General features: G+C 35.3%; 26 protein-coding genes. 10 read left to right on the top strand and 16 right to left on the bottom strand.

The features are described from left to right. Window positions 1–420, top strand: a complete 420-nt coding sequence (locus tag KPL75_RS18295; RefSeq protein WP_219917242.1) for an S-Ena type endospore appendage — start codon at window positions 1–3, stop codon at window positions 418–420. A 63-nt stretch (window positions 421–483) separates the two neighbouring features. Here the strand turns inward: KPL75_RS18295 and KPL75_RS18290 are convergent, their stop codons facing one another. The 5 genes from KPL75_RS18290 to KPL75_RS18270 form a co-directional block, all read right to left on the bottom strand. Next, window positions 484–822: a DUF3992 domain-containing protein gene (locus KPL75_RS18290; RefSeq protein WP_002150369.1), complete on the bottom strand. Its 339-nt coding sequence runs from the start codon at window positions 820–822 to the stop codon at window positions 484–486. Between the two features lie 20 nt (window positions 823–842). Continuing rightward, window positions 843–1211 (bottom strand): DUF3992 domain-containing protein, encoded by a 369-nt coding sequence (locus tag KPL75_RS18285; protein WP_219917241.1) that lies wholly within the window; start codon window positions 1209–1211, stop codon window positions 843–845. 105 nt (window positions 1212–1316) lie between these two features. Further along, window positions 1317–1922: a DedA family protein gene (locus KPL75_RS18280; protein ID WP_113936729.1), complete on the bottom strand. Its 606-nt coding sequence runs from the start codon at window positions 1920–1922 to the stop codon at window positions 1317–1319. 11 nt (window positions 1923–1933) lie between these two features. Continuing rightward, window positions 1934–2215, bottom strand: a complete 282-nt coding sequence (locus KPL75_RS18275; protein ID WP_000733844.1) for a YkvA family protein — start codon at window positions 2213–2215, stop codon at window positions 1934–1936. A gap of 273 nt (window positions 2216–2488) precedes the next feature. Beyond that, window positions 2489–2875 carry a VOC family protein gene (locus tag KPL75_RS18270; RefSeq protein WP_219917240.1) on the bottom strand — a complete coding sequence of 129 codons (387 nt, stop codon included), beginning with the start codon at window positions 2873–2875 and terminating at the stop codon, window positions 2489–2491. Window positions 2876–2983: 108 nt separating this feature from the next. On the opposite strand from KPL75_RS18270, the gene KPL75_RS18265 reads away from it, so the two are divergent. The 4 genes from KPL75_RS18265 (at window position 2984) to brnQ (ending at window position 5658) form a co-directional block, all read left to right on the top strand. After that, window positions 2984–3199, top strand: a complete 216-nt coding sequence (locus KPL75_RS18265) for a spore coat associated protein CotJA (RefSeq protein WP_219917239.1) — start codon at window positions 2984–2986, stop codon at window positions 3197–3199. A gap of 8 nt (window positions 3200–3207) precedes the next feature. After that, window positions 3208–3471, top strand: coding sequence for a spore coat protein CotJB (locus KPL75_RS18260; RefSeq protein ID WP_002150382.1), 264 nt, complete (start codon window positions 3208–3210; stop codon window positions 3469–3471). A gap of 83 nt (window positions 3472–3554) precedes the next feature. Next, on the top strand, window positions 3555–4124 hold the full coding sequence (gene cotJC / locus KPL75_RS18255) for a spore coat protein CotJC (RefSeq protein WP_000265281.1): 570 nt from the start codon (window positions 3555–3557) through the stop codon (window positions 4122–4124). A gap of 217 nt (window positions 4125–4341) precedes the next feature. Then, window positions 4342–5658, top strand: a complete 1317-nt coding sequence (brnQ, locus tag KPL75_RS18250; RefSeq protein WP_219917238.1) for a branched-chain amino acid transport system II carrier protein BrnQ2 — start codon at window positions 4342–4344, stop codon at window positions 5656–5658. Window positions 5659–5694: 36 nt separating this feature from the next. Here the strand turns inward: brnQ and KPL75_RS18245 are convergent, their stop codons facing one another. From KPL75_RS18245 to KPL75_RS18230, 4 genes are all read right to left on the bottom strand, one after another. Next, window positions 5695–7617: an FtsX-like permease family protein gene (locus tag KPL75_RS18245; protein WP_219917237.1), complete on the bottom strand. Its 1923-nt coding sequence runs from the start codon at window positions 7615–7617 to the stop codon at window positions 5695–5697. Window positions 7618–7756: 139 nt separating this feature from the next. Beyond that, window positions 7757–8761, bottom strand: coding sequence for an ABC transporter permease (locus tag KPL75_RS18240; protein ID WP_219917236.1), 1005 nt, complete (start codon window positions 8759–8761; stop codon window positions 7757–7759). A gap of 1 nt (window position 8762) precedes the next feature. Continuing rightward, window positions 8763–9629: an ABC transporter permease subunit gene (locus tag KPL75_RS18235; RefSeq protein WP_219917235.1), complete on the bottom strand. Its 867-nt coding sequence runs from the start codon at window positions 9627–9629 to the stop codon at window positions 8763–8765. 87 nt (window positions 9630–9716) lie between these two features. Continuing rightward, window positions 9717–10451 carry a YwaF family protein gene (locus KPL75_RS18230; RefSeq protein WP_219917234.1) on the bottom strand — a complete coding sequence of 245 codons (735 nt, stop codon included), beginning with the start codon at window positions 10449–10451 and terminating at the stop codon, window positions 9717–9719. A gap of 211 nt (window positions 10452–10662) precedes the next feature. Here KPL75_RS18230 and KPL75_RS18225 point away from each other — a divergent pair, with 211 nt between their 5' ends. The 4 genes from KPL75_RS18225 (at window position 10663) to entC (ending at window position 15745) form a co-directional block, all read left to right on the top strand. Beyond that, window positions 10663–11766, top strand: a complete 1104-nt coding sequence (locus KPL75_RS18225; RefSeq protein WP_219917233.1) for an efflux RND transporter periplasmic adaptor subunit — start codon at window positions 10663–10665, stop codon at window positions 11764–11766. Beyond that, window positions 11763–12437, top strand: a complete 675-nt coding sequence (locus tag KPL75_RS18220; RefSeq protein WP_016094728.1) for an ABC transporter ATP-binding protein — start codon at window positions 11763–11765, stop codon at window positions 12435–12437. The genes KPL75_RS18225 and KPL75_RS18220 overlap by 4 nt, the downstream gene beginning before the upstream one ends. A gap of 2 nt (window positions 12438–12439) precedes the next feature. Next, window positions 12440–13615 carry an ABC transporter permease gene (locus KPL75_RS18215; protein ID WP_219917232.1) on the top strand — a complete coding sequence of 392 codons (1176 nt, stop codon included), beginning with the start codon at window positions 12440–12442 and terminating at the stop codon, window positions 13613–13615. Between the two features lie 717 nt (window positions 13616–14332). Continuing rightward, entirely contained in the window at window positions 14333–15745 is a 1413-nt protein-coding gene (gene entC / locus KPL75_RS18210) for a cell wall-binding protein EntC (RefSeq protein WP_219921126.1), read from the top strand. A gap of 177 nt (window positions 15746–15922) precedes the next feature. Here the strand turns inward: entC and KPL75_RS18205 are convergent, their stop codons facing one another. The 7 genes from KPL75_RS18205 to KPL75_RS18175 all read right to left on the bottom strand — a co-directional run bounded on the left by KPL75_RS18205 (window position 15923) and on the right by KPL75_RS18175 (window position 22481). Next, the gene (locus KPL75_RS18205) at window positions 15923–17008 is read right to left on the bottom strand and encodes a DUF871 domain-containing protein (protein WP_219917231.1); all 1086 of its coding nucleotides are present in this window, start codon (window positions 17006–17008) and stop codon (window positions 15923–15925) included. After that, on the bottom strand, window positions 16998–17276 hold the full coding sequence (locus KPL75_RS18200; RefSeq protein WP_144508364.1) for a hypothetical protein: 279 nt from the start codon (window positions 17274–17276) through the stop codon (window positions 16998–17000). The genes KPL75_RS18205 and KPL75_RS18200 overlap by 11 nt, the downstream gene beginning before the upstream one ends. Then, entirely contained in the window at window positions 17252–18562 is a 1311-nt protein-coding gene (locus KPL75_RS18195) for a PTS sugar transporter subunit IIC (protein ID WP_002063903.1), read from the bottom strand. The genes KPL75_RS18200 and KPL75_RS18195 overlap by 25 nt, the downstream gene beginning before the upstream one ends. Window positions 18563–18638: 76 nt before the next feature. Next, window positions 18639–18944 (bottom strand): PTS sugar transporter subunit IIB, encoded by a 306-nt coding sequence (locus KPL75_RS18190; protein ID WP_002063902.1) that lies wholly within the window; start codon window positions 18942–18944, stop codon window positions 18639–18641. A 1-nt stretch (window position 18945) separates the two neighbouring features. After that, complete coding sequence (locus KPL75_RS18185) at window positions 18946–19266, bottom strand: PTS lactose/cellobiose transporter subunit IIA (protein WP_000131326.1); 321 nt, start codon at window positions 19264–19266, stop codon at window positions 18946–18948. Window positions 19267–19375: 109 nt separating this feature from the next. Further along, entirely contained in the window at window positions 19376–21316 is a 1941-nt protein-coding gene (locus tag KPL75_RS18180) for a BglG family transcription antiterminator (protein ID WP_219917230.1), read from the bottom strand. A gap of 76 nt (window positions 21317–21392) precedes the next feature. Further along, window positions 21393–22481 carry a DUF871 domain-containing protein gene (locus tag KPL75_RS18175; protein WP_219917229.1) on the bottom strand — a complete coding sequence of 363 codons (1089 nt, stop codon included), beginning with the start codon at window positions 22479–22481 and terminating at the stop codon, window positions 21393–21395. A 452-nt stretch (window positions 22482–22933) separates the two neighbouring features. On the opposite strand from KPL75_RS18175, the gene KPL75_RS18170 reads away from it, so the two are divergent. Beyond that, entirely contained in the window at window positions 22934–24136 is a 1203-nt protein-coding gene (locus KPL75_RS18170) for an MFS transporter (RefSeq protein WP_219917228.1), read from the top strand. The last annotated feature ends 93 nt before the right edge of the window (window positions 24137–24229 follow it).

The following is a 24229-nucleotide window of genomic DNA, read 5'->3' as shown; positions in this document are numbered from 1 at the left end:
ATGGCTTGTAAAAAAAATATCGGCTGCTATGCCCCTTTATCTATCATCTGCCCTCCCTACGATCCACCTAACCCACCTAAACCACCAAGCTGTGAACTAGTCACGAATGAATTCGCTGGTAATTTTTTTATAACAAAAGAAATCCCTCCACCTTCTGAAAATTCCACATTAGTTTTATGGGAAGGAGATGGTTTACTTAAAATATCAGGTACCATTTCTGTGTATAATAGCACTAGTAGTACTGGAGGGATTACCGTTCAAATTATTGGGCAGGTGACAAATAATTTTACTGTCTATCCTGGCAACACAATGTCATATACAGGTCAATCATTACAATCTGTGACAATCATTAATATTCCAAATAACCCAACTCAATATATAGAGGGAAAATATTGTTGCCAATTCTCATTTTGTTTATAAAATTCTTTACCACCCTAACTTACAAACTATACAAAAAAGCATACCATTACGGTATGCTTTTCCTTATGAAATCGGATAACGCACTGTAAGGCATAATTGCCCTTGGCTCGTTGTCGTCCCTGTTGTTACAATTTGAATTGTAGTAAAATACCTTACTGTAAACGATCCACTACTTTGTGGTTGTACAGTAATTGTATTAACTACTGTCGCTCCTACTAAAAAGTTTACTGTAACTGGATTTACACCCACATCATATTTTACATATCCAGATGCGTACAAGTCTTGTGTAATATTATTCGTATATACCGTTTCAGTGACCGCACCAGTAGCAGCCCAATCTATACACACCTGATCTTGAACAAGTGTTTTACTGGAACAGCATGATAAGTTAGAATTGCACATCTTAGTCCTCTCCTTTTCTATTATGAAAGTGGATAACGTGTTGTTATACAAAACTCTCCTTGATATGTTCCAGCTGTTCCAGCAGGTAAAGTTACTTCAATTGTCTGGAAACGACGGTACGTAAAAGCTATACTCGTTCCAGGATTTAATGTTTGTGTGTCAATTGTAGCCCCTGTTCCATCTAAAACTGTCAGCGTGATTGGACCTGGCCCGACGTCATACCTAACAAACCCTGTTCCAATCATATTTTGATTAATATTGTTGTTATACAGCACATTTGTAATTGCAGTAGCAACTACAGTTCCTGACCATGGACTACACACTTTATCTTGTACAAAATTTTTATCTGGACAACAAGTTAACGCCGCCCCTGAGCATTCACAAGCCATAGAAATTTCCCCTCTCTCTTACTTATTCCTTATATGTGTATGTCCTTAAGAGTCCTTTGCCTGTATTATTCATCTATATTCACCAAAAATTATGCGCCTTTATCTTTAAATAGATTCCGTTTTGTCCCTCTTTTTCATATATTTATAGATTAAGATACAAGCCACAATTACAAGGACAACGACTAATATAGGTAACATGTACTCCCCAACAATAGCCCCTGCTTTTTCCCAATGCGGACCTAATTTCATTCCAAAATAAATATACAAAGTCGTTAACGGGAACATTGCTACAAATGTATATATGCTAAATTTCCATATATTCATTTTCGCCATACCACATGGAACGGAAATAAGTGTTCGAACTCCCGGGATGAAGCGTCCTAAAAATGCTACAACCGGCCCATATTTCTCAAAGAAATCATCTGCTTTTTGAATTTGTTCTTCTTTAATAAAGAAGTATTTCCCGTATTTTATTAACAGAGGACGACCACCGTAATAACCGAGTGCATATAACGTTAATGGTCCTGTCGTTCCTCCAATTGTTCCAGCTAATACAGCAAGCCAAAAATTCATATCACCCTCGTATACCCAATACCCAACAAGAGGCAAAACTACCTCTGCTGGAATAAATTCAAAAGTTAAAGCCAACACAACTCCAAAATAAGAAAACTGCTTTAAATACTCGATTATATCTAAAATAATTTGCTCCATACTTTTAGCTCCTATCCTACATTTACATTATGCTTTTCTTGCAATTGAACTGGTGCCATCTTTACAATTCGGTTCAAAATGAATAACACAATTCCAATATCATCTAAAATACCGATAAACGGCAGGAAGTCTGGAATTAAATCGAGCGGCATAGCAACGTAACCAACTAAAAAAGCAATAGATAAGATTTTCTTCTTTATGGAAACCTCTTTTGAAGTAAAAAAGTCAAATAAAAATGGAACAAAACGGCGGACATGAAATACAACTCTTAATCTACTAATAAGTTTTTTCATTTTTATATCTCCTCTCTTTGTATACAAAAAGGACCCTACCAAATATGGTAAGGGTCCTAAAAAGACAATAAGGGGCCTTTACCATTGCTGGTAAAGGTCTCACTAACAACGAATCGTTGCCAATAAAGCCGAGGGTTTCTCCCTGTAATGACGACTTTACTGTAATAAGTTACTCCCCTTTATATACACAATTTTATACAATCACATTAAGATATTTGGAGAGGCTTGTCAATATTTTTTTCATTACTTACATTGCCTATTACGATTATAAACTCAAAAAAGACTTTCTTCCATATTCTCTTTTGAGACAATTTGGAGCTTATAACTATTCGGATCATAGAAAATTATTCTTACTTCTTCACCATGGCGCTCTTCTACAAATGATATTTGATAAAACTCTAACTTTTTCTTTAACCGCTCGATATTTGTAGTTTTTAACAATAGTTCCTTCACTGATGATATAACAGTCTCTCTATACTCTCCCAGTCCCCTGTTTACAACAAAACAAATTCTCGTTGAACCAATATCATACCACACACCTGTTACACGTAATTGTGGTCTCTCCTTGCTCGGTTTAAATCCTAGAATTCCTTCATAAAAATATAATGTTTCCTTTAAGTTTTTAGATTCTAATACAATACATGTTGTAATACTTTCCATCCGCACTCCCCCTGTCTCTATTAGTTTTCTATATGAGTCATAATTTACAATTATGTACGAATACAATACGTAGTGATGAATATTTCATTTATAAAGGAGGAGTGTAACGTGGATAAATATATGAAATCCTACATACCTTACCATAGCCCAAACGATCCTTGCCCTCCAATCGGAAAGAAATATTACTCAACTCCCCCCCACTTATATATGGGCTTTCAACCAGCTAATTTACCCCAATTCTCACCAAGAGAAGCTTTAAGAAAAGGGACTTTATGGCCTGCATTTTATGATTATTATGAAAATCCTTACAAAAAAGGACGGTGAATAAAAACGTGACACAAACATTGCCTGATGAATATTACAAATGGATTGAAGAACTACAAGAGCTAGACTTTGTATTAGTTGAACTTACCCTCTATTTAGATACGCATCCCGACGATATTGCAGCTATAAATCAATTCAATGATTTCTCCTATAAACGAAGAGTATTAAAACAAAGAATTGAAGAAAAATACGGGCCACTTCAGCAGTTTGGAAATAGTTATTCTAACGCTCCATGGGAATGGAGCAAAGGCCCTTGGCCATGGCAAATATAAAGTGAAACTTTAATCAGCCCGCACCAATCGGGCGTTTACGGGCAGCTCGACTCCCACAAATAGCGGGATAAAGGAGAGAAACTATGTGGATTTATGAAAAAAAATTACAATATCCTGTTAAAGTGAGTACTTGTAATCCAGCACTCGCAAAATTATTAGTTGAACAGTACGGTGGTGCAGATGGTGAATTGGCTGCTGCCCTTCGCTACTTAAATCAGCGTTATACTATTCCTGACAAAGTCGTTGGCTTACTAACCGATATTGGTACAGAAGAGTTCGCACATTTAGAAATGATTGCTACAATGATTTATAAATTAACAAAAGATGCAACACCTGAACAAATGAAAGCTGCTGGATTAGACGCGCATTATGCGAATCATGACAGCGCTTTGTTTTATCATAATGCAGGTGGTGTTCCCTTTACTGCTACTTATATACAAGCGAAAGGAGACCCTATCGCAGATTTATATGAAGATATTGCCGCTGAAGAAAAAGCACGAGCAACTTATCAATGGCTAATTGATTTATCTGACGATCCCGACATAAATGACAGCTTACGCTTTTTACGCGAACGAGAAATTGTCCATTCGCAACGCTTCCGAGAAGCCGTTGAAATTTTAAAAGAAGAACGTGATAAAAAGATTTTCTTTTAATACACATATCGTGACGATATGTGTTTTTTTATATTTAAAGTTAAATATTTCCTAATTAACATATAAATAGTATATTTATTCAATTTAATGCATTATTTTTTAATATTTATAAAATTCCTTCTTGCTTTATAGTCATCAGACCTTTAAAATAATAACAGTTACTCGACAAATTATTTGAATTTTCGACAAAAACACTCATTAGGAGGATTTTCTTTATATGCGTACAACTTTAAAACCAGCGCAAATACTTTCGATTAGTTTACTACTATTCGCAGTTTTCTTCGGTGCTGGTAATATGATTTTCCCGCCCCTTCTCGGTCTTTCTTCCGGAGAGAACATGTGGGTTTCCATTACAGGATTTATTATTACAGATGTCGGTTTATCTTTACTAGCTATCGTCGCTGTTGCCCTTGCCGGTGGTAGTTTTAATACTTTAGCAAGCCGTGTTCATCCAAAATTCGCAGCAGTATTCGCTATCATTATTTATCTTTCAATCGGCCCACTATTTGTTATTCCACGAACTGGAACTGTATCTTACGAAATTGGAATCGCACCACTCTTCCCGGACCAATGGTATTCTATGTTAGTTTTTAGTGCTATTTTCTTTACAGTCGTCTACTTCTTATCATTAAATCCATCCAAATTAGTAGATCATATCGGAAAAATATTAACGCCAATTTTACTTGTAATTATTGCAATTATGGCAACAAAAGCAATTTTTTCACCAGGATCATTCACAGAACCTATCGGTGACTATAAAGACATCCCATTTTTCAAAGGATTTCTTGAAGGATTTTTAACTTTAGATGCAATCGGAGCTCTCGTATTATCAACAATTGTTGTAAATGCAATTCGTCAAAACGGTATACAAGATAAGAAATCGATTGCGAAATATACAATTATTTGCGGAAGCATTGCTGCCCTATTCTTAACAATTGTTTATTTCTTACTCGGTTATATCGGTGCTTCAAACGGGAACTTAGGACAATTTGAAAACGGCGGTCAGCTATTAGCTACTGTTATGTATCAATTCTTTGGGACAAGCGGGAATGTTTTATTAAGTATCGCAATTATCTTTGCTTGTTTAACGACTGCAATCGGTGTTGTAAGTGCATTCGCCAACTATTTCGCAACAGTATTAACAAATGTTTCATATAAGAAGCTTGTATTATACGTTTGTATCTTTAGCTTCGTTATTTCAAACTTAGGATTAAGTTTATTAATCAAAATTACATTACCCGTATTAATTATTTTATATCCAATTACAATCATTTTAATTTTCGTATCATTTATCGATAAATATACGAAACGTAAACCTTCTGTCTATATCGGAGCGATGATCGCAGCATTCATTATTAGCTGTATTCATGCACTTGATAATGTGGAAATGATTCCAAACTTTATCGCTAATATCGTACACACAATTCCTTTTTATAACTTAGGAATCGGCTGGATTGTTCCGGCAATTATCGGTGGTATAATCGGATACTTTATCCCGCAAACAGAAGCTGAAGGTGAAGTTTCTACAAAATAAAGAAGAAGCAAGCATGAAATCCATGCTTGCTTCTTTTTATTTTCTATCGCTAAATACAGTATTTGTATATGAGCGAACAGTTAACATATAGTAACTAAAGTAAATCATGATATATACTCCTATACTACCTAGTACAGGAAGGCTATATTCAAACATTCCTTGAAAGCCCATCAAACTTAAAAATGCAAAGAACGTATGACAAATCGCAAGCAGTAATGGTACTAAGAAAATTGCACCTACTTGCTTTCTTACAGACTCTATTGCTTCCTTTTTCGTTAGTCCAATTTTCTTTAACATTTCGTAAGCTGGTCGCTCTGCCATCGCTTCTGTTATTTGTTTAAAGTATAAAATACAACCCGTTGCAAGAATAAAGACAATCCCTAAAAATACACTAGCAAATAATAACACTGCACCATCTTGCAATTCAGATTCGCTCGCCTCTTCAAAGGATTGGAATTTTGCTTCCTTAGATAGGATAGTCCCTAACTCTTTCGTTAGCTCTCTACTACCGTTTCCTTCAACGATAAATCCGCTAACTGTTGAAACAGCATTTCCTTGCTGCAGCTTATTAAATAACGAATCTTGAACAACAAGTCCAACTGGTGCAAGTTTCGCACTCACAATTGTTTCCTCACGATGATCAACGATTGTTATACCATTCTTCATCCCTTCGAAGGATACGTCGTTTCCTTCAAGCGAATTCTTTTCTATGTTATATGATTTATACGGATCTAATAAAACAACTTCCTTTTCAGAACCTAGAATAACTTGTTTATTACCTAACATAGAAGCTGATTTATTATAATCCGACACTTTTATAACTTGTACATTATCATTCCCTATTAAGTACCCAGTTAGTATTTGTTCTCCCTCTATCTTTCCTTTCATAGAGAGCATAGCTACAGACGTTTCATTTTTGATTCCTAACTCATGTTTTTGAATTTCTTTTCTAACTTTCTTATCTAACTCCTTTCCAGTTGTTACATACTCATAACTAACTGGATTCATTAATGTCGCCGTTTTCTGCGCTCCATAATACATACTAGAACTAATTCCAATTGTACATAGTGTCACTGCACTTAATAAAGATAATAGCGCAAGCATCTTTACATTTCCTTTTATTCTGAAGAACAAGGAAGAAATCGATAAAATGTTCGTTCCATTCCAACATTTCGTTTTATCTCCCTTTATTTTATGGAGTGATTTCACTGTATACTGCTCGAATAGTAAAAACGTACCTTTTACAATACACCCAAAAATAAGTAGACCTGTAATAAAGATTGCTCCAAATCCAAAAACTTGTGTGAGTAACGCAATTATATAACCTGTAATTAATAAAACAATCGCTCGTTTTGCCTTCTTACTTGAATACGTAGGTGCCTCTTCTTTCTGATTTTCACCATATAGTAATTCAACTAAACGATGCTCATAAATTAACTTTTTACTTTTCCATGATGCAATAAAGAAAATCGCACCTATCGTTATAAGAACTTCTACTATAGATAAAAATGAAATCGTAAATGTAAAAGTAAACGCACTTCCCATTAACTTCACAAGAAGCCCTGCACATATATTCGCTATAAATAAACCAGAAATAATACCTAATACACTTGCCGCAGCACCAACTAATAATGTTTCATAAAAGAGTAACTTAGCAATTTCCTCTTTACGAATTCCTAATAAACTGTATAATGCAATTTCTTTTTTCTTCTTTCGCAAAAAGAAGCTATTACAATAAAAAATAAAAATCGTTAAAAAGATAATCAACAAAATTTGTGCAAACGTAAATGTCGTTTCCACCTTATCCGATTCTTTCAAAAGCGCTACTACACTTTCGTTTCGTTTAATCGATACAAATGTAAAATAAATAATAATGCTGCCTACTAACGAAATAAAGTATAGAAAATAATCTTTAATATTTCGTTTTATACTACGTTTTGATACTTCTAAAAAATCCATCGTATACCTTCACCTACTCTCGCGTTTCTCTATGCATGAAGTGTATACGAAATTGTATTTCTTCCCTATCGATTTTCATTACACCTCTCTTACGATATTGTAATATAACAAAATAAAAGAACCTAGTTTCCTAGGCTCTTCACATCGTATGTTTAAAAGTAAATAACTCTTCTTTTGACTGCGCAGCAGATTGTTCTTCTTCTACAACTGTCTTCTTTATCTCTCCCCCTAACCTTACTTTCATCATCGCCTCTTCTATACTTTTTACAATCATATTTCCTGAAAAAATAGTAAGCCCGAAAAATGTAATTGGGACGAGAGGAATCCATGGATGCACTGTTAAAGATCTAAAATAGACTCCAATTAAACCTGACCATTCATGCGTGTAAGAGTCTATTTCTTCTACCGGTCCTAAAAACTGAACAGTTCCACCAAAGAATACTTCTAGTAACCCTAAGTGCAGTAAAATAGTAAGAGTCTGCGTAAACTGCTGAAGAAATACGAGTATAAACGTCATATAGAGATGCGGAAAAAGATGCTTTATAACAATATGTCTTCTTGATCCACCTAATATGCGCGCGGCATCAATAAATTCTTCCGTTTGTAATTTACGAACTTCCTTCGCAACATACAGTGCAATAACTGGCATCGCAAGCAGTACAAGTAATACAACTTGGAACGAAGCCCTTTCAAAAAAAGTTGTTGTTTCCTCTCCACTTCCAAATCTATTCACAGATTGAAGAAAGAAATACGCAATCATAACTGTAGGAATAACTGTGAAACTATCAAAGAAAGCCTCAATCTTTGCAAAGCCTCTTTTTATGTATGTTCCGAGCAAAACACCGAAAAATACACCCATTACCATTCTAAGTAATGCGATTAAAAACGATATTCCAATCGTCCACTTTGCTCCCTCAATTACTAAATGTAAAAGGTCATATCCATTCCGGTCTGTCCCGAGTAAAAATTGTAATGAAGGTGAAAACGGTGGTACTTCTGGGTTTCCAGCCGCATCGTATTGCAGTGTAACTTTTCTAATCTGTCCATCATTCCATATCGTATTTCCGATGCTCAAAAGAACTAATATGAGAAGAAATCCAATGCTTATCCAAAACCTTTTATCACGTTTTATATACGTCCACATATTATAATCTCTCCTTCATCGCAGCTGGAACGAGATAATGAAACAGTTTAAATAAAATAAAAATTGGAATATAAATAAGCAGCACACTAACGATGAAAACCTCAACCCTAATACCCTCATACGATTTCAAAAACATAAAAATACCACCCGTATTAAAAATCCATTCTATAATATATAAATTAGATAACATAAAAAAAACATTCGTTTTCGCAAAGAAAAGTGTACTAAGCAACACATTTCGTAAAATATGACGATTTAAAATATGAAAGCGATCGAGCCCTTTCGCTTTAGCAAATAGTACATAATCTTTTTCTAGCTCATTTTCAAAACGAAGCACTAACATTTTTACAAACATAATCGTAGTCGGTATACTCAAACAAAATATTGGCAATCCTCTAATCGACTCGCCTCCAATTGACGCAATTTGAAAAGGTAAAAAACCTGTTTGTTTAAAAAACCATATAACTAAAATTTGCGATACTAAAATAAGAAGAATATCTGGAATGGATTCTAGGAAGATAAGAAATGATTTAATTCGATGTTGTATACGCGGTGAACTACTCATAATCATATAAACGATACAAAATGCTACAAATAATGAAATGAAAAAAGCGGCCAAAAAAATAACAATCGTTTCTTTATAATGGACAAACAACTGTGGGAATAAAAATTTATCTCTCACATATTGCAAATTGGAGAGATCCATTAAGTTCAAAAATACTTCTTTTAAACTCTTTATGTACTTTGATACATGCAGCTCAAATCCATAAAATAATTTCGGCAGTGCCCCTAAACAAATAATCCCCAAAATCGAAATAATAAATTGAATCGTCATTTCCATCCCATTCAAAAATACTTTTTTGACCATTTTTCCCCTTCTCTCTCTATGATTTACCCCTTAATTTTATTCTTAATTTTCTGAATTGTAAATATTCAAACATAAAAAATCGCTAGGTTATGATCCCAGCAATTCCGTATGCACATGCTTTTCTCTTTTCGCAAACGGCATATACAAAATAAAACATCCAATCAAAGCCGCAATTTCCAATGAAATAATATAGTAAGGATGCGGACCTAACATATCAAGTAATGAAGCAGTTTCTGGCTTATGAGCTAAAAACATATAATTTCCACCTGTTTTAAAATTCACAAACGAAACGATAGGAATTAAGATGTTTAAAAATATCATCGTACGCTTAATAGATTGTAATGTTGGACGATATCCTTCCACCCAAGTCATAAAGAGCGGTGCCCAAATGAGCAATATATGTGCGATAAAAAACTCAATGAAACGAAAATGCGGAAAAGCATATTGCACGTTTGGCGTTAAAATGGCTTGTGATGCACCAATAATTCCTGTGAAAAATACAATCTCATATATTCGATAACTTTTCGTTACAATCATAATCGACGCTAACAATAAACTTATCGTACATAACTCAAATGGTAATGAAATGCCTAGCTCAAAAATACCCGCTTTCCATTCCCATATATGAAGTCCAATCTCACTTCCTACAAATAGAAATGCAATCGCATATCGAACCGTTATATTCCACTCACTTTGACGTAATACATCTTGGTATTGATACAGAAAAACTATCCCCACCAACATAATAAATAATATAATGGCATGTTGTCTTGAGTATGGAATAAATGATTTTAATGGATACGCACTAAAATAAGCTTCCATCTTCCTTCCTCCTCTCCTTCATACAATATTATTGTAAGAAAGAAACAACGAGTCAATTCATTTGCTTAAACTAGGACAACCTCTACCTTACATTTAGATATTCATACCTTACAAAACTGTAAGGTTATTGTAAGCTAAAACGATTTGTCAGATTCTTCACCTCCTCTATACTTAATGTAGATACTAAAACGAACGAAAAGGTGATAAATAGATGAAGAAGAAAAATAAAGTGTTAATTACTAGTGTAGTAGCAATCGGAATTGCAGCTGGATCATATTTTGCATTTGCTGGCGGTGGTTCAGAAGTAGCAATGGCATATAGCGGTTATAAAGTTACGGAAAAACAAATTGAAAATGCACAAAAATTTGGCGGCGAAGTTATTCCAAATGGAATTGAAACAATTTCATTCGATCCAACAAAAGGCACATATGAATTAGCTGTTAAAAAAGGTGATGAAGTGAAAAAAGGTCAGCTTCTATTTAAATATAATGACCCTACTGCTAAACAAGGTGTAACGGAAGCAGAAATGCAAAAGAAACTTGCTAACAAAGAAGTTGACTTACTAAACAAACAACTAAATGCAGCAAAACAAAAATTACAAAAAGATAAAAATGCAGGCCTTCCTCAGGAAGCATTAAAAGCATCGGAAATCGAAGTGCAACAATTAGAATCACAACTTGAAATGAAGAAGTTTGAAGTAGAAAAAGCTGATGAAATGATTAAAGTAGCAAAAGAGAAAGTAAACACACTTTCTGTAACGAGCCCTGTTGATGGCGTAATTGATGATATCGTGAAAACTGCCGATGAAAAAACAGGTATGAGTGGCATTACACTTCGTCACGCTGGTCAATTTAAAGTAAAAGGTCAACTTTCTGAATATGAGCTTGCTAGTATGAAAGTTGGGCAAGAAGTAACTGTTTCATCAAAAACGGTCGCTGGTAAGACTTGGGCAGGAAAAGTAACGGAAATCGGTTCTACACCATTAAAGAGCATGGACGAAAATAAAACTGTTTCTAACTATCAATTCACTGTCACATTAGATAATAGTGAAGAATTACAAAACGGCTTCCACGTTTACGTAACAAGTAAATCTGGCGAAGCAACTGGTACGATTGTTCCGCAAAGCAGTATTGTGAAAAAAGGTGACAAAAATGTTGTCTTCGTTGTGAAAGATGGTAAAGCGAAAGAACAAGCGGTTACTGTTGAATTCGAGACAGATAGCGAAGCAAAAGTTTCTGGAGTGAAAAAAGGAGAGCAAATTATCTCTAAACCTGAAAAAGGCTTAAAAGATGGTATGGAGGTTGTCGTTGAATGATTAACTTAAAAGGCATCACGAAATCCTTCCAAAATGGTGCAGAGTCCGTTCAAATATTACACGGAATTGATGTAACTCTAAACCAAGGAGAATTTACTTCTATTATGGGACCATCTGGTTCTGGTAAATCAACTTTAATGAACATTATCGGTTGCTTAGATAAACCAACGACAGGTACGTATGAATTAGCGGGACAAAATATTTCAAACATGTCTGAAACCGAACTTGCACACGTTCGTAATAAAGAGATCGGGTTCATATTTCAAAACTTCATGTTATTACCGAGACTTACAGCACTTCAAAATGTAGAACTACCTCTTATTTACGCTGGAGTCGATAAAAAAGAAAGACGCGAACGCTCATTAGCCGCTTTAACAAAAGTTGGTTTAGCTGATCGAGCTACTCACTTACCAAACGAATTATCTGGTGGTCAAAAGCAGCGTGTTGCCGTTGCCCGTGCAATTGTAAATAACCCAAAATTCATTTTAGCTGATGAACCAACGGGTGCACTTGATACGAAAACGAGTACACAAATTATGGACCTCTTTTACGAATTAAACAAACAAGGCTCAACAATCATTATGATTACCCATGACCGCGAAATCGGGGAAGCTGCAGCACGTCAAATTGTAATTCGTGACGGAAATATCGTCCAAGATTGGAGAGGTTAATTTTGAACACGAGTGAAAATATACGCATGGCCCTTTCCTCTATCTTTGCTCATAAAATGCGTTCTATATTAACAATGCTAGGTATTATTATAGGTATTAGCGCCATTATTACTATCATTTCAATGGGTGATGGTACAAATGCAAAGTTTAAAAAAGAGTTAGGCCAAGGAAAAGATACGGAAGTAACGATTTACTACAACAACCCTGATTACGGAACTGATAGTGCCAAAATTACAGCTGATATGTTAAAACGTCTTCAAACTGTGCCAGGCGTTAAAGATGTTTATCCCGATGTAAGTATGAAAGTAAAAGCATCTTCTGGTTCAAAGGATGTCTCTCTTGATTTAAAAGGTGGAACAGGCGCCTTTATGACAGATGCGAAAATAAAATTAGTTCACGGTCGTGAATTAAATGATAGTGAATTAAAACAAGCAATCCCTGCTGTTATTTTAAATGAAGAAGCTTTCAAGAAACTATTTAACGGCTGGGAATCAAATTTATACACTGACATAAAAGGAAAGCCATATAAAGTAGTCGGTGTGTATGAAACGAAAAATGATTTCGGAATGGCTATGTCAGAAGGTTATACATCACTTGAAAACGCTCCTGTAATCTCAGGAGTAACTGAGTATGACTCTGTAAGATTAATATTAACTTCACCAGCAGAACGTAAAAGTGTAGAAAAACAAGCCGCTTCTGTTCTAAACGAAATGAAAGCTCCTAAATTTGAGCATAAATTCGAAGCTCAAGATATGGGTGAATTTACGAAGCAGCTAGATGAATCAATCGGTATGATGAAAATGGTATTCGGTGGTATCGCCGCTATCTCCTTACTTGTTGGTGGTATCGGTGTAATGAACATCATGCTTGTATCTGTAACAGAACGTACACGTGAGATTGGTATTCGTAAAGCACTTGGTGCAACACGCGGTAAAGTATTAACGCAATTCTTAATCGAATCGTGTATTTTAACGGGACTCGGTGGTTTCATCGGATTCATGCTTGGTATCTTCTTCGCTTGGATCGTCTCAATCTTTGCCGGATGGCCACTCGTTATCTCAAAAGAACTTGGACTTCTTTCAGTAGGTATCTCAATGCTAATCGGTATTGCATTCGGACTACTACCAGCTAACAAAGCTGCAAAACTTGATCCAATTGAATGTTTACGATATGAGTAAATAAAAAACGTAGGAGTTTACACTCCTACGTTTTTTATTTTATTGAAGGCAAATGTAATTTTATCGACGTTTTGACAAAAATAAGAACCTCTAACTTCTATTATATAAAGTGAAACTATACTCAGTGGGAGTTTTGTTCATCCCCCTCTGAGTATTAGCTTTCCCCAATCGGGCGTTTATGGGCAGTTAGTCTCCCACCTAACTTCTTTGCTCCAGCCAAATTTTGAGGTGGGAGTTTTACTGCCCACAAATAGCGGGATAATTCTACTGCAATTCGTGAACCAATTCATAACGATATCGTCCCTTTAAATCATGTTTCTTCTATTATATATGTTTCATGTTACGAATATCTTTTTATCATTTAAACTTTCATTTCTCGCGAAAGCTATCAAGCAATCCTATTATTACAAAAATAATATGTAAAAGAACAAATTCAAGGCGTAATTTTTTCCATACTACAACTTATTTTGTAACAATTATATCTCTATTTCATTAAAATTCACCCTATATATATGACTTCACACACAAAAACATTATATTTTCATAACTAGATTGCGATTCAAACAGTTAAATCCCCCTATTTTGTAACGTTACAGAAACAATCTAGTAACACTTCCGATACATTATTAATCTATTAGTAATTAAAATAGTATTGATTTTATGAATCATATGTTCTAATCCCCTAAAAAACGCAAAGGAAGCGTTAACAGGATATTACTGGAATTATTACAGAATATTAATACCCCGTTACGAAAGCTTTGTAATTCTATGTTTTTCGCAAATAAGAAAATAATGGTTGCTATAATGAGGTCAACGAAAACAAATGCAATGGAGGCTATTATGAAAAAATTTATGGGTATAGCAACAGCAGCGGTTTTTGGTCTTGGGATTTTCACAACATCTGCTAAAGCAGAAACAATCGTAACGACTGATGTACTAAATGTACGAGAAAACCCAACTACTGAATCACAAGTTGTCGGAAAGTTATTAGATGGATATAAAGTTAACGTTTTACATACAGAAAACGGATGGTCAAAAGTTAAATTAAATAGTGGTAAAGAGGCTTTCATAAGCGCTGACTACACAAAAGATACTTACTACGTAACAGCAAACGTATTAAACGTACGTGCTGGTGCAAACACAGACTCAGAAATTCTTGGTAAGTTGAAACAAGATGATGTAATCGAAACAACACACGAAGTGCAAAATGACTGGATTCAATTTGAATATAACGGAAAAACAGCTTATGTTCATGTTCCTTACTTAACAGGTAAAGCACCAGTTAAAGTTCAACCAGCAGTTAAAGTTGAAAAAGCAATTAAAGTTCAAGACACAGCTAAAGTTCGTGAAGCAGTTAAAGCTGGAGAAGTAGCTGAAACTCAAGCAAAAGCTAAAGCTCAAGAAGCAACTAAAGCTCGTGAAGCAGCTGAAGCTCAAGCAGAAGTTAAAGCTCAGGAAGCAGCTAAAGCTCGTGAAGCAGCTAAGGCTCAAGCAGAAACTAAAGCTCAGGCAGATGCTGAAGCTCAAGCAGAAGCTAAAGCTCGTGAAGCAGCTAAAGCTCAGGAAGCAGCTGAAGCTCAAGCAGCGGCTAAAGCTCAAGAAGCAGCTAAAGCTCGTGAAGCAGCTAAAGCTCGTGAAGCGGCTAAAGCTCAGGCAGATGCTGAAGCTCGTGAAGCAGCTAAGGCTCAAGAGGCAGCAGCTGAAGCTCGTAAAGCAGCTAAGGCTCAAGAGGCAGCTGATCGTGAAGCGGCTAATAAGGCTCAAAAACCAGCTACACAACAACCTGTTGCAAAAGAAACTGAGAAAAACACACAATCCTCTTCTCGTGAGTTCCAAGTTGTAGCAACAGCTTACACAGCAGATCCACTTGAAAATGGTTATAAAGCAGGCGACCAAGTAAAATCAGCTTTAGGCCATAACTTAACAGCTAATCCAAACATGAAACTTATTGCAGTTGATCCAAGTGTAATTCCATTAGGTTCAAAAGTATGGGTTGAAGGTTACGGAGTAGCAATCGCTGGTGATACTGGTGGAGCTATTAAAGGAAATAAAATTGACGTTTTAATGCCAGATAAAGGTACATCAAGTAACTGGGGACGTAAAACAGTTACAGTGAAAGTTTTAAACTAGTTAATAAAAAAAGAGTCAGTCTCGTTGTTGAGGCTGACTCTTTTTTATAATTCTTACATTCTTTCTTTCTCCTTCTCTCCCGTCCAAATTAAATCTACCCCTTTGAATTCTATATACGATAGACTACTATTTCAACAGAAAAAAGAGGATGCCATCGCATCCCCCTCCTTTTCTTCCCTATTCCACACAAGTAAACTGTGTCCAAGCCCCTACATAATCTAATAAGAACAACTCTTCTTCAGCAATTGTGCCGACAATATTTTTCCGTTCATCTATCGGCATTTCTTTCAAGATGATTTGTAGTTCACCTTTATACTTTCCGAATGAGTTGTTACCAATTACAACTTGGCCTCTTTCCTGCGGTAAACTTTCTCGCATTGGGAAATCGTCGTCTTTGTACTTTTTACGTACTTCTGTAGAACGTACCATATATTCTGTTATGTCGCCGCGTCTTACGTGTAATTCTTGCAGTGTCGCTCTCTTCTCTACTTCAGTCGCTCCGTCTACAAATTGTACTTTTAGCTGTAACATGTAACGATTTAAGTTTCCGAGTCTCTCTAACTCTTCTTCGCTCGCATAAGCATTTCCGATAATAACATCATCAATAAGCCCTGTCGCCCATAAATGCTTCGCTTGTACTTCAATTGGTAAATTACGATGTTGTTCAAGCGTACATAATCCGTCGTTAATATCCCATGGACCAATGCAAGCAGCATGCGATGTAATAAATGCTGCACTGCGAATACCATGCTTTTTGAAGCGTTCACTACAGCGAATGAAATAATCATACGGAAGACCAGTGAATTTTTGCGGATAAAAATTATGACAACCGATTAAAGCTGATTTATTCGCCTGATGCGAAAGAATATTTTCTAAATACGCAATATCGTTACTTACGTTTAACTCAATTTTTAAACCGTACGGATTATTCGTCATTTTTGCTTCAGTTAATCCGTCAAACCCTACATCTAAACGAATACCGTCTGCACCCATCTCTGCGAAGAATGATAGATCATTATAACTAATACCAAGTTGATCGAATACAGCTGGAGCTACATCTAAAATAACTTCCATATTGTTATCTTTTGCGTGATTAATAATTTCTTTAAATTCAGCTACAATTTCCTCTTTCGGACGATTAACAGATAGTAAACAAGTGAATATTCTTGAAAAACCGTGGCGGGCCGCTGCTGAAATGTATGCCATATCTTTTTCTTTCGTTGAATGCTCTGGATAAAGTGAAATTCCTAATTTACGCTCCATGCTTTTGCATCTCCTTCACACGTTGTATTAATGCCATGCTCGTAAATCTATATTTTGCAGATAAACATGTCGCACATAAAATCGTTGGTACAATGATAAAGAATGGTGATTGTAAACTAAATGCTACATAAGCTCCCATTGAACATCCGATAAATAATATCGATACTAGTAGTAACACTAATAAAGATTTACTTTGTACCCATTTTGAATAATGAGCAATGCATTGTCCGACCACGAATGTAATTAAGATGATAATTGCTCCGAGCATTCTGTTTTCTCCTCTCCTGCTAATTGTTGTTTCTCATACATTTTGAAGAATGGATAGTAAATAACAAATGAGATAACAAAGTTAATAAGTACAAGTACACCAGCCATAATTGTCCAGTCCGTACTAATAATCGCTGCAATTGGCGCTAACATCGTAAATGGCAGCTTCGCCATCATGAGCGGAATCATACCTGAAACAACTGCGAAATATGATACCGTCGTTGTAACTAGCGGTGTAATAACGAACGGAATAATTAAGATCGGGTTCATTACAATTGGTGCCCCGAAAATAATTGGTTCGTTAATATTGAACAAACCTGGTACGAATGATAGTCTACCTAACTCTTTTAAGAACTTAGATTTAGAGAACATAAACATAATAACTAAAGCTAACGTTGAGCCCGATCCGCCAATCCATACGAACCATTGAATAAATTGCTCTGTAAATAAGTTTGGTAACTGATGTGCATTTCCTGTAGCCGTGAATACTTCCATATTTTCAAGAATTGCTGAATCCCACATCGGACGAATGATTGGTCCTAAAATCGCTGGACCATGTATACCGAACGACCAGAAGAATACGATTAGGAATACTGTTAATAAACCACCGAATAAATTATTCCCTACTAACACTGACTTTAATGGCGCAATTAAATATGTGATCGTTGTATTTACATCAAATTTTAAACCGTAACGAATGCCCCAGAATAAAAGAATAACTACTAAAGTTGGAATTAATGCTGCAAATGAATTTGCAACTGCTGGTGGTACACTATCTGGTAATTTAATCGAGATATTATGCTTAATCATGAAATGATAAATTTCAACTGCAATTAATGCTGTCACAATAGCTCCAAATAAAGACGTAGCACTTAATGTCCCTACTGAAATATATCTTCCTGCATCAATAACACCTGGTACAGCTTTTGTTATTTGAATAGGTTCAACTGATGCTAGTAAAAAGGCGAGTACAGATAACAATCCTGCACTTAACTGATTGAGCTGATAAAAGTTCGCGAGTGAGGCCCCTACCCCAAATGCTGCGTATAACGCCATTAAGCCTACTGTAAATCGGAATGGAATATCTAAAATATGGCGAAACGGTGCAATCCACTCCATATATGCATCAATTGGTAAGTTTAAAAAGATAACGAAAAATGACCCGACAATCGTTAACGGTAATGTAGAAATAACTCCATTTCGAATTGCTAATAAATGTCGTTGCCCCGCAATCTTTTGCGTTGTTGGCATAATCTTCTGTTCCATAAAACTCATAAAACCATTCATCGATAACCCTCCCTATGTTCAATCTGACAAAAATAAAAGTTATAACATTATAATGTTTGTATTTAAAAAAATATAATTACGCTAAAACTAATTGTTCAGCTTGCTTAAGTACTTTCAAACCATCACACATGCCATAATCTCGCTGCTCTATAATTGCAACTGGTATATTGTATGACTTCGCAAGAAACTCTACTGTTGGAAACAAATACTTCACCTGTGGCCCAATTAAAACAACATCAGCATTTTTAATTTCCAATTTCACAAGTTCCGAATCAACTGCTTTAATTTTATAATCCTTCCCTTGTTTCTTTGCCTCTTCTTGCATTTTTCTTACAACCATACTCGTTGACATGCCTGCTGCACAACATAATAAAATGTACATATTATACTGTCACTTTCTCTTCCACTCTTTTATGAAGAGTAATAAACTCCTCAGCAAGTTCTTTTACTGTAATTGCATTCATTAAATGATCTTGTGCATGCACTAATAGTAAACTTATTTCTGCATGATTCCCTCTTGCTTCCTCTTGAATTAAATCTGTTTGAATGCGATGAGCTGCTGAAATTTCCTCACTAGCAAGTTCCATCTTTTCACTCGCATTCTCAAAATCTCCTTGTCTTGCAAAAGCGATTGCCTCAAGCGCTGCGCTTCTAGCATTGCCACCATGTAAAATTAACGCAAATGGAGTTTGCATATCAGTCATTTTAAATTCCCCCAAGCTTTGTTTTTCTATATTTTAATCTTATTATGAAAACGCATACAATTAAACATAAAAAACTTCCGTTATGTAACGGAAGTTTTTATATACTTTTTCAAAACGATAGTAAACTCTCTTGAAACTCTTCAATTACTTCAGTCTGAGTTAGTTTCTCTATCGTATTTTGATTAGACATAATATCATATAAAAAATCATAAAGCCTTTGCAAATCTTCATTATTATTGCGCTTCACACTAAATAAAATAATCAATTGTACTTTTTTATCTCCCCACTCAACAGCCTTATCAAGTGTACAAAACATCAAAAATGTTTCCTCACTTAATAATTGCATCGGATGCGGAATCGCAACTAAATTCCCAACCGCTGTAGGAGATGTGTTCTCTCTCTCCATAACAGAATCATAAAAGTTTTTGGGTACATAGTTTTTCTCAGCAGCTTTCTCACATAAAAACTGGATAACTTCTTCTTTCGTAGAAGCACTACGATTTAAAAAGATCAAATCTTCCTTAATATATTGCTTCACACTATTATCCACATGTGTAAACAACTGCTGACCAATCGATTTAATCTCTTTATCATCAAATATTGAGTTCACTTTTATAACTGGCACAGGCAAACCACTCGGTATATGAATCGTACTAATAATACAATCTACTTTATCTTTATAAAGATCTTCTACTTTCAATTGATAATAGCCTGTAATACCTACAATCTCTAATTTATCTCGGAACTGTGATAAAATTTTATATTTCAATAGTTGTGCACTTCCTTGCCCAGTCGCACAAACTAATAAACATCTTTTCTTTTGATTCTTTTCCTGCAAACGGCTCATCGCTCCGCCAAAATGAATGGCAATATAACCAATTTCACTTTCCGGAATCGATTCTCCCGTATATTCACCAATTATATCTCCAACGAGAACCGCAATTTCAAAAGCATACGGATAATTCTTTTTCACTTCTGCCAAAAGGGGGTTTCTCGTATTTAACTTATATTTCAAACGGTTTAATAACGTTTTTAAATGAACACCAAATCCAAATAATAATTCTTCATCATAATAAAAAATAAGATTCCGTTCTTCCGCAACTTTGAAAAGAATGTGCTGCATGAATGCATATACATCTTTTCCTAATAGCTCTTCTACATTTTCATAGCGATCTCTCGCTGTAACAGCTGTACTCAACAAATGCATCGTCACATATAAAATTTCTTCTTCTGGAAATTGAAGATTCAGCTCTTCCTCTAATCCCCCTAAAATTTGTTTCGCAATTATATATTCTTTCTTTATTATCAGTTCAGATTTCTCTACATGCAGTACTTGAATGTAATGATTATCTTGGCATCGCTTTAACGCAATCGCAATATGAATCGCTAAATTATCAATTTCTATATCTGATAAATATATCGTTCCTCCCTCAATATACTTTAATATAACTGAACGGATAAGTGATATATGAGGTAACGATACATATGTATTTGTCTGCTCATATTGCTCATGAAACGGAGTATGGACATAACGTGGTAAACCATATTGTGATAAACAAGAACGAATATTAAATTCCTCTCCAACAATACGTATACCATAGTATGGTCTCTTTTCAATTTGTAATTTATAGCGACCGCAAATATCTGTAACATCTTTCATAATTAAATTTACAGTTGATTTACTCACATAAATCTCTTCTGCTAACTGAGAAAGCTTCACATATCCCTCTGTCGTTAAAACACGTTGTAAAATGTACGCTACTCTTTCTTCATAAGAAATTGGAATCTTTTCCGTCTGTTTTTGAAATAGGCTCATACAAAACTCTTCAAATTTCTTCGTTTGTATAATTTCTAGTTCGTATCCAGTCCCTCTTTGTGATTCGATTTCCGCTCCGTGTTCTCTCAATATATCATTTAATAATTTGATATCCTTTTGAATCGTCTTCGTTGATACATGTAATCGGCTCGCTAAAAAAGCTCGATTTAACATCGATTTCTCTTCTAAAAACTCCTCTAAAATAGAAATTAATCGCTGATGCACCTTTGTCATAGCTCTTCCTCACGCTCTTTATATATAAAAAGGAAAAACCTGCTGAAATCAGTAGTTTTCCCCTTTTATATTTTATCTATTTCTTTAATGTAAATCCGAATTTATCCCAAGCTTGTAAATAATCTAGTAAGAAAATCTCTTCTTCTACAATTCGCCCAACTACATTTGTTTTTCCTGTATTCACCATATCTTTTAATGCAATTTGTAATTCACCTTTATACTGGCCATATTGCTCATTATCAATTAAAAGATCGCCACGCTTAATTTCACGTGTATTGTGTGGTTTAAACTCTTCTTTTTTATATTTCACACGACTTTGTGTAGAACGAATCATATATTCAGATACATCCCCGCGATAAAAATGTGGTTCTTCTAACACAATAATTCTTTCTAACTCTGTTGTCGTTTCATAAATCTCTATATCAAAAGTTTGCTTATCTTTATTTAATTCACCAAGCGCCTCTAGTTCTTTTTCTGATGCATAAGCATTCGCAATAATAACATCATCAATTAATTCTGTCGCAAACAAATGCTTCGCCTGTGTTGTCATTGGTAATTCACGATGCTCTTCTAACGTACATAAACCTTCTGTTACCGGCCAAGGTCCGTATGTTGCATCAAATGATGAAATAAAAGCAGCTGTTCTCATGCCGTAATCTTTAAATTGTTTCGAGCATTTAATAAAATGATCGTATGATAATCCTGAATAACGGTGCGGATAGAAGTTGTGACAGCCAATTAAATTTTCACGATTTGGTCTATGACTCATAATGTTATCTACATACTTCGTACCGTTGCTCATATTAATCTCAATTTTTAAATCATACGGATTGTACGTCATAATCGATTCTTCTAATCCTGAGAAGCCGACATCTAAACGAATACCGTAAGCACCTAGTTCATGGAAAAACGATAAATCATTATAAGAAATACCTAGTTGCTCAAAAACAGACGGACTAATATCAACCAATACTTGAAATCCTAATGCATTCGCATGAGAAATCGTTTCTTTAAACTCTTCTATTATTTTCTCTTTTTCCCCATCCACAGATAGTAAACATGTGAACACACGTGTAAATCCATATTTACTTGCTAATGTTAAATACTCCTTATCTTTCTCTACTGTTGAATGTTCCGGATAAATAGAAATACCTAATCGTCTCATATGTACACGCCTCTTTCTTCATTGTTTTGTAAACCTTTTCAAATATATGTAGTGAAAAAGTATATATCCCCTTCTCATCCACTACTTTTTGAATCCGCTTTCTTTAAAGAAAAAACAATTTCTATCATTCATAACAATTACTAGTCTATACATCTATACTTTACATCTTTTTTTCATAGTTGTGTAGCTTTTACACAAATTTGTCAGTTTTTCATCTTAAAAATTATTATCCGCTTTCAAGACACCTTCCTTGACTGTTACATTGACCAATACATATACTCGAAAGAACAGAGATAAAGTGAAACTTTAATCAGTGGGGTATTGTTCATCCCCCACTGATTATTAGCCTTCACCAATCGGGCGTTTACGGACAGCAGGGCTCCAACCAAATTTTGAGGTGAGAGTCTTACTGCCCGTTAACGCGGGAAAACTTTTATATAGGGGATGAATATATGGGAGAGGCAGTACTCGTAAAACGAGAACCGTTATGGACAAAAGAGTTTATTGCGCTAATTCTAGCAAACTTATGTATGTTTTTAGGATTTCAAATGTTAATTCCAACTTTACCTGTTTATGTGAAAGAAATTGGGGGCACAAGTTCAAATATCGGATTCGTTGTCGGCATGTTTACCGTTGCAGCACTTTTTATTAGGCCGCTAACTGGAAATGCCCTGCAGAAATTCAACAAAAAAATCATTTTAATGATCGGTACCGCTATTTGTTTACTCGCTATGGGCAGTTATCTTTTCGCTTCAACCGTTTTCCTATTGCTTGCCGTTCGAATTTTACACGGAGCTGGTTTTGGTATTACAACGACTACATACGGAACTGTCGTTTCAGATTTAATTCCGCAAGCTCGCCGCGGTGAAGGCATGGGGTACTTCGGTCTTTCTGGAACTATCGCCATGGCGCTCGGCCCGCTTATCGGACTTTGGCTTATGCAAGCATATAACTTCACGATTCTTTTTTTATGTGCACTTTCATGCACAATAGTTTCATTAATATTAACGAAACTACTTCAAATCAAAAAATCGCCGCAACCACCACAGCAAACATCTGGTACCTTTCTCGATGGATTTATTGAGCGTAAAGCTTTACTTCCTTCATTATTAATATTATGTATTACATTAATGTATGGGGGAATTGGGAGCTTTATCACATTATTTGCTACGGAAGTCGGGATTGCTGATATCAGTCTCTTCTTTTTATTTAACGCACTTGCAATCGCTGTAACTCGGCCATTTTCTGGAAGATTATATGATACGAAAGGTCATACATTCGTCATCATTCCAGGAGTTATTATTACGTTTACAGGGATTATCTTGCTGTCGTATACAACTACAATTCCGAGTTTAATTATTGCCGCAGCGTGCTATGGCAGTGGTTTCGGAGCAATTCAACCGGCACTACAAGCATGGATGATTGACCGCGTAGCACCGCACCGGAGAGGAGTAGCAACAGCAACATTCTTCTCAGCATTTGATCTTGGAATTGGTGCTGGAGCGATTATTTTTGGATTCATTGCACGCTTTACCAACTATGCAACTGTATATCGATATTCCTCTTTATTACTTATTGCTTTTCTTTTCATTTACATCACAAGCTTACGGAAGCAAAAACAGGGGGCAAAAACAAAAGAAAAAGCCGTTGGGTAATGCTACTTGGTTCTTTTTCGAAGTACTTGGACCAAAAAATCATGTATACACATTTGAAAAAAGCAGTGGATTCCTAAAAAAATCACACTGCTT

This window comes from Bacillus sp. NP247, from assembly GCF_018966865.1.
In the GTDB taxonomy this organism is placed as follows: Bacteria; Bacillota; Bacilli; order Bacillales; family Bacillaceae_G; genus Bacillus_A.
The sequence above is the reverse complement of the archived record's forward strand: the minus strand, read 5'-3'. Positions and strand labels throughout refer to the sequence as shown.

Coding starts and splice junctions, on each gene's coding strand:
- KPL75_RS18190 (WP_002063902.1), bottom strand. CDS start 18,944: ATGTACATTTTATTATGTTGTGCAGCAGGCATGTCAACGAGTATGGTT.
- KPL75_RS18290 (WP_002150369.1), bottom strand. CDS start 822: ATGTGCAATTCTAACTTATCATGCTGTTCCAGTAAAACACTTGTTCAA.
- KPL75_RS18220 (WP_016094728.1), top strand. CDS start 11,763: ATGATTAACTTAAAAGGCATCACGAAATCCTTCCAAAATGGTGCAGAG.
- KPL75_RS18245 (WP_219917237.1), bottom strand. CDS start 7,617: ATGGATTTTTTAGAAGTATCAAAACGTAGTATAAAACGAAATATTAAA.
- KPL75_RS18200 (WP_144508364.1), bottom strand. CDS start 17,276: ATGCTCGGAGCAATTATCATCTTAATTACATTCGTGGTCGGACAATGC.
- KPL75_RS18240 (WP_219917236.1), bottom strand. CDS start 8,761: ATGTGGACGTATATAAAACGTGATAAAAGGTTTTGGATAAGCATTGGA.
- KPL75_RS18230 (WP_219917234.1), bottom strand. CDS start 10,451: ATGGAAGCTTATTTTAGTGCGTATCCATTAAAATCATTTATTCCATAC.
- KPL75_RS18235 (WP_219917235.1), bottom strand. CDS start 9,629: ATGGTCAAAAAAGTATTTTTGAATGGGATGGAAATGACGATTCAATTT.
- KPL75_RS18185 (WP_000131326.1), bottom strand. CDS start 19,266: ATGACTGATATGCAAACTCCATTTGCGTTAATTTTACATGGTGGCAAT.
- brnQ (WP_219917238.1), top strand. CDS start 4,342: ATGCGTACAACTTTAAAACCAGCGCAAATACTTTCGATTAGTTTACTA.
- KPL75_RS18175 (WP_219917229.1), bottom strand. CDS start 22,481: ATGAGACGATTAGGTATTTCTATTTATCCGGAACATTCAACAGTAGAG.
- KPL75_RS18225 (WP_219917233.1), top strand. CDS start 10,663: ATGAAGAAGAAAAATAAAGTGTTAATTACTAGTGTAGTAGCAATCGGA.
- cotJC (WP_000265281.1), top strand. CDS start 3,555: ATGTGGATTTATGAAAAAAAATTACAATATCCTGTTAAAGTGAGTACT.
- KPL75_RS18205 (WP_219917231.1), bottom strand. CDS start 17,008: ATGGAGCGTAAATTAGGAATTTCACTTTATCCAGAGCATTCAACGAAA.
- KPL75_RS18285 (WP_219917241.1), bottom strand. CDS start 1,211: ATGGCTTGTGAATGCTCAGGGGCGGCGTTAACTTGTTGTCCAGATAAA.
- KPL75_RS18275 (WP_000733844.1), bottom strand. CDS start 2,215: ATGAAAAAACTTATTAGTAGATTAAGAGTTGTATTTCATGTCCGCCGT.
- KPL75_RS18180 (WP_219917230.1), bottom strand. CDS start 21,316: ATGACAAAGGTGCATCAGCGATTAATTTCTATTTTAGAGGAGTTTTTA.
- KPL75_RS18280 (WP_113936729.1), bottom strand. CDS start 1,922: ATGGAGCAAATTATTTTAGATATAATCGAGTATTTAAAGCAGTTTTCT.
- KPL75_RS18270 (WP_219917240.1), bottom strand. CDS start 2,875: ATGGAAAGTATTACAACATGTATTGTATTAGAATCTAAAAACTTAAAG.
- KPL75_RS18195 (WP_002063903.1), bottom strand. CDS start 18,562: ATGAATGGTTTTATGAGTTTTATGGAACAGAAGATTATGCCAACAACG.
- KPL75_RS18295 (WP_219917242.1), top strand. CDS start 1: ATGGCTTGTAAAAAAAATATCGGCTGCTATGCCCCTTTATCTATCATC.
- KPL75_RS18170 (WP_219917228.1), top strand. CDS start 22,934: ATGGGAGAGGCAGTACTCGTAAAACGAGAACCGTTATGGACAAAAGAG.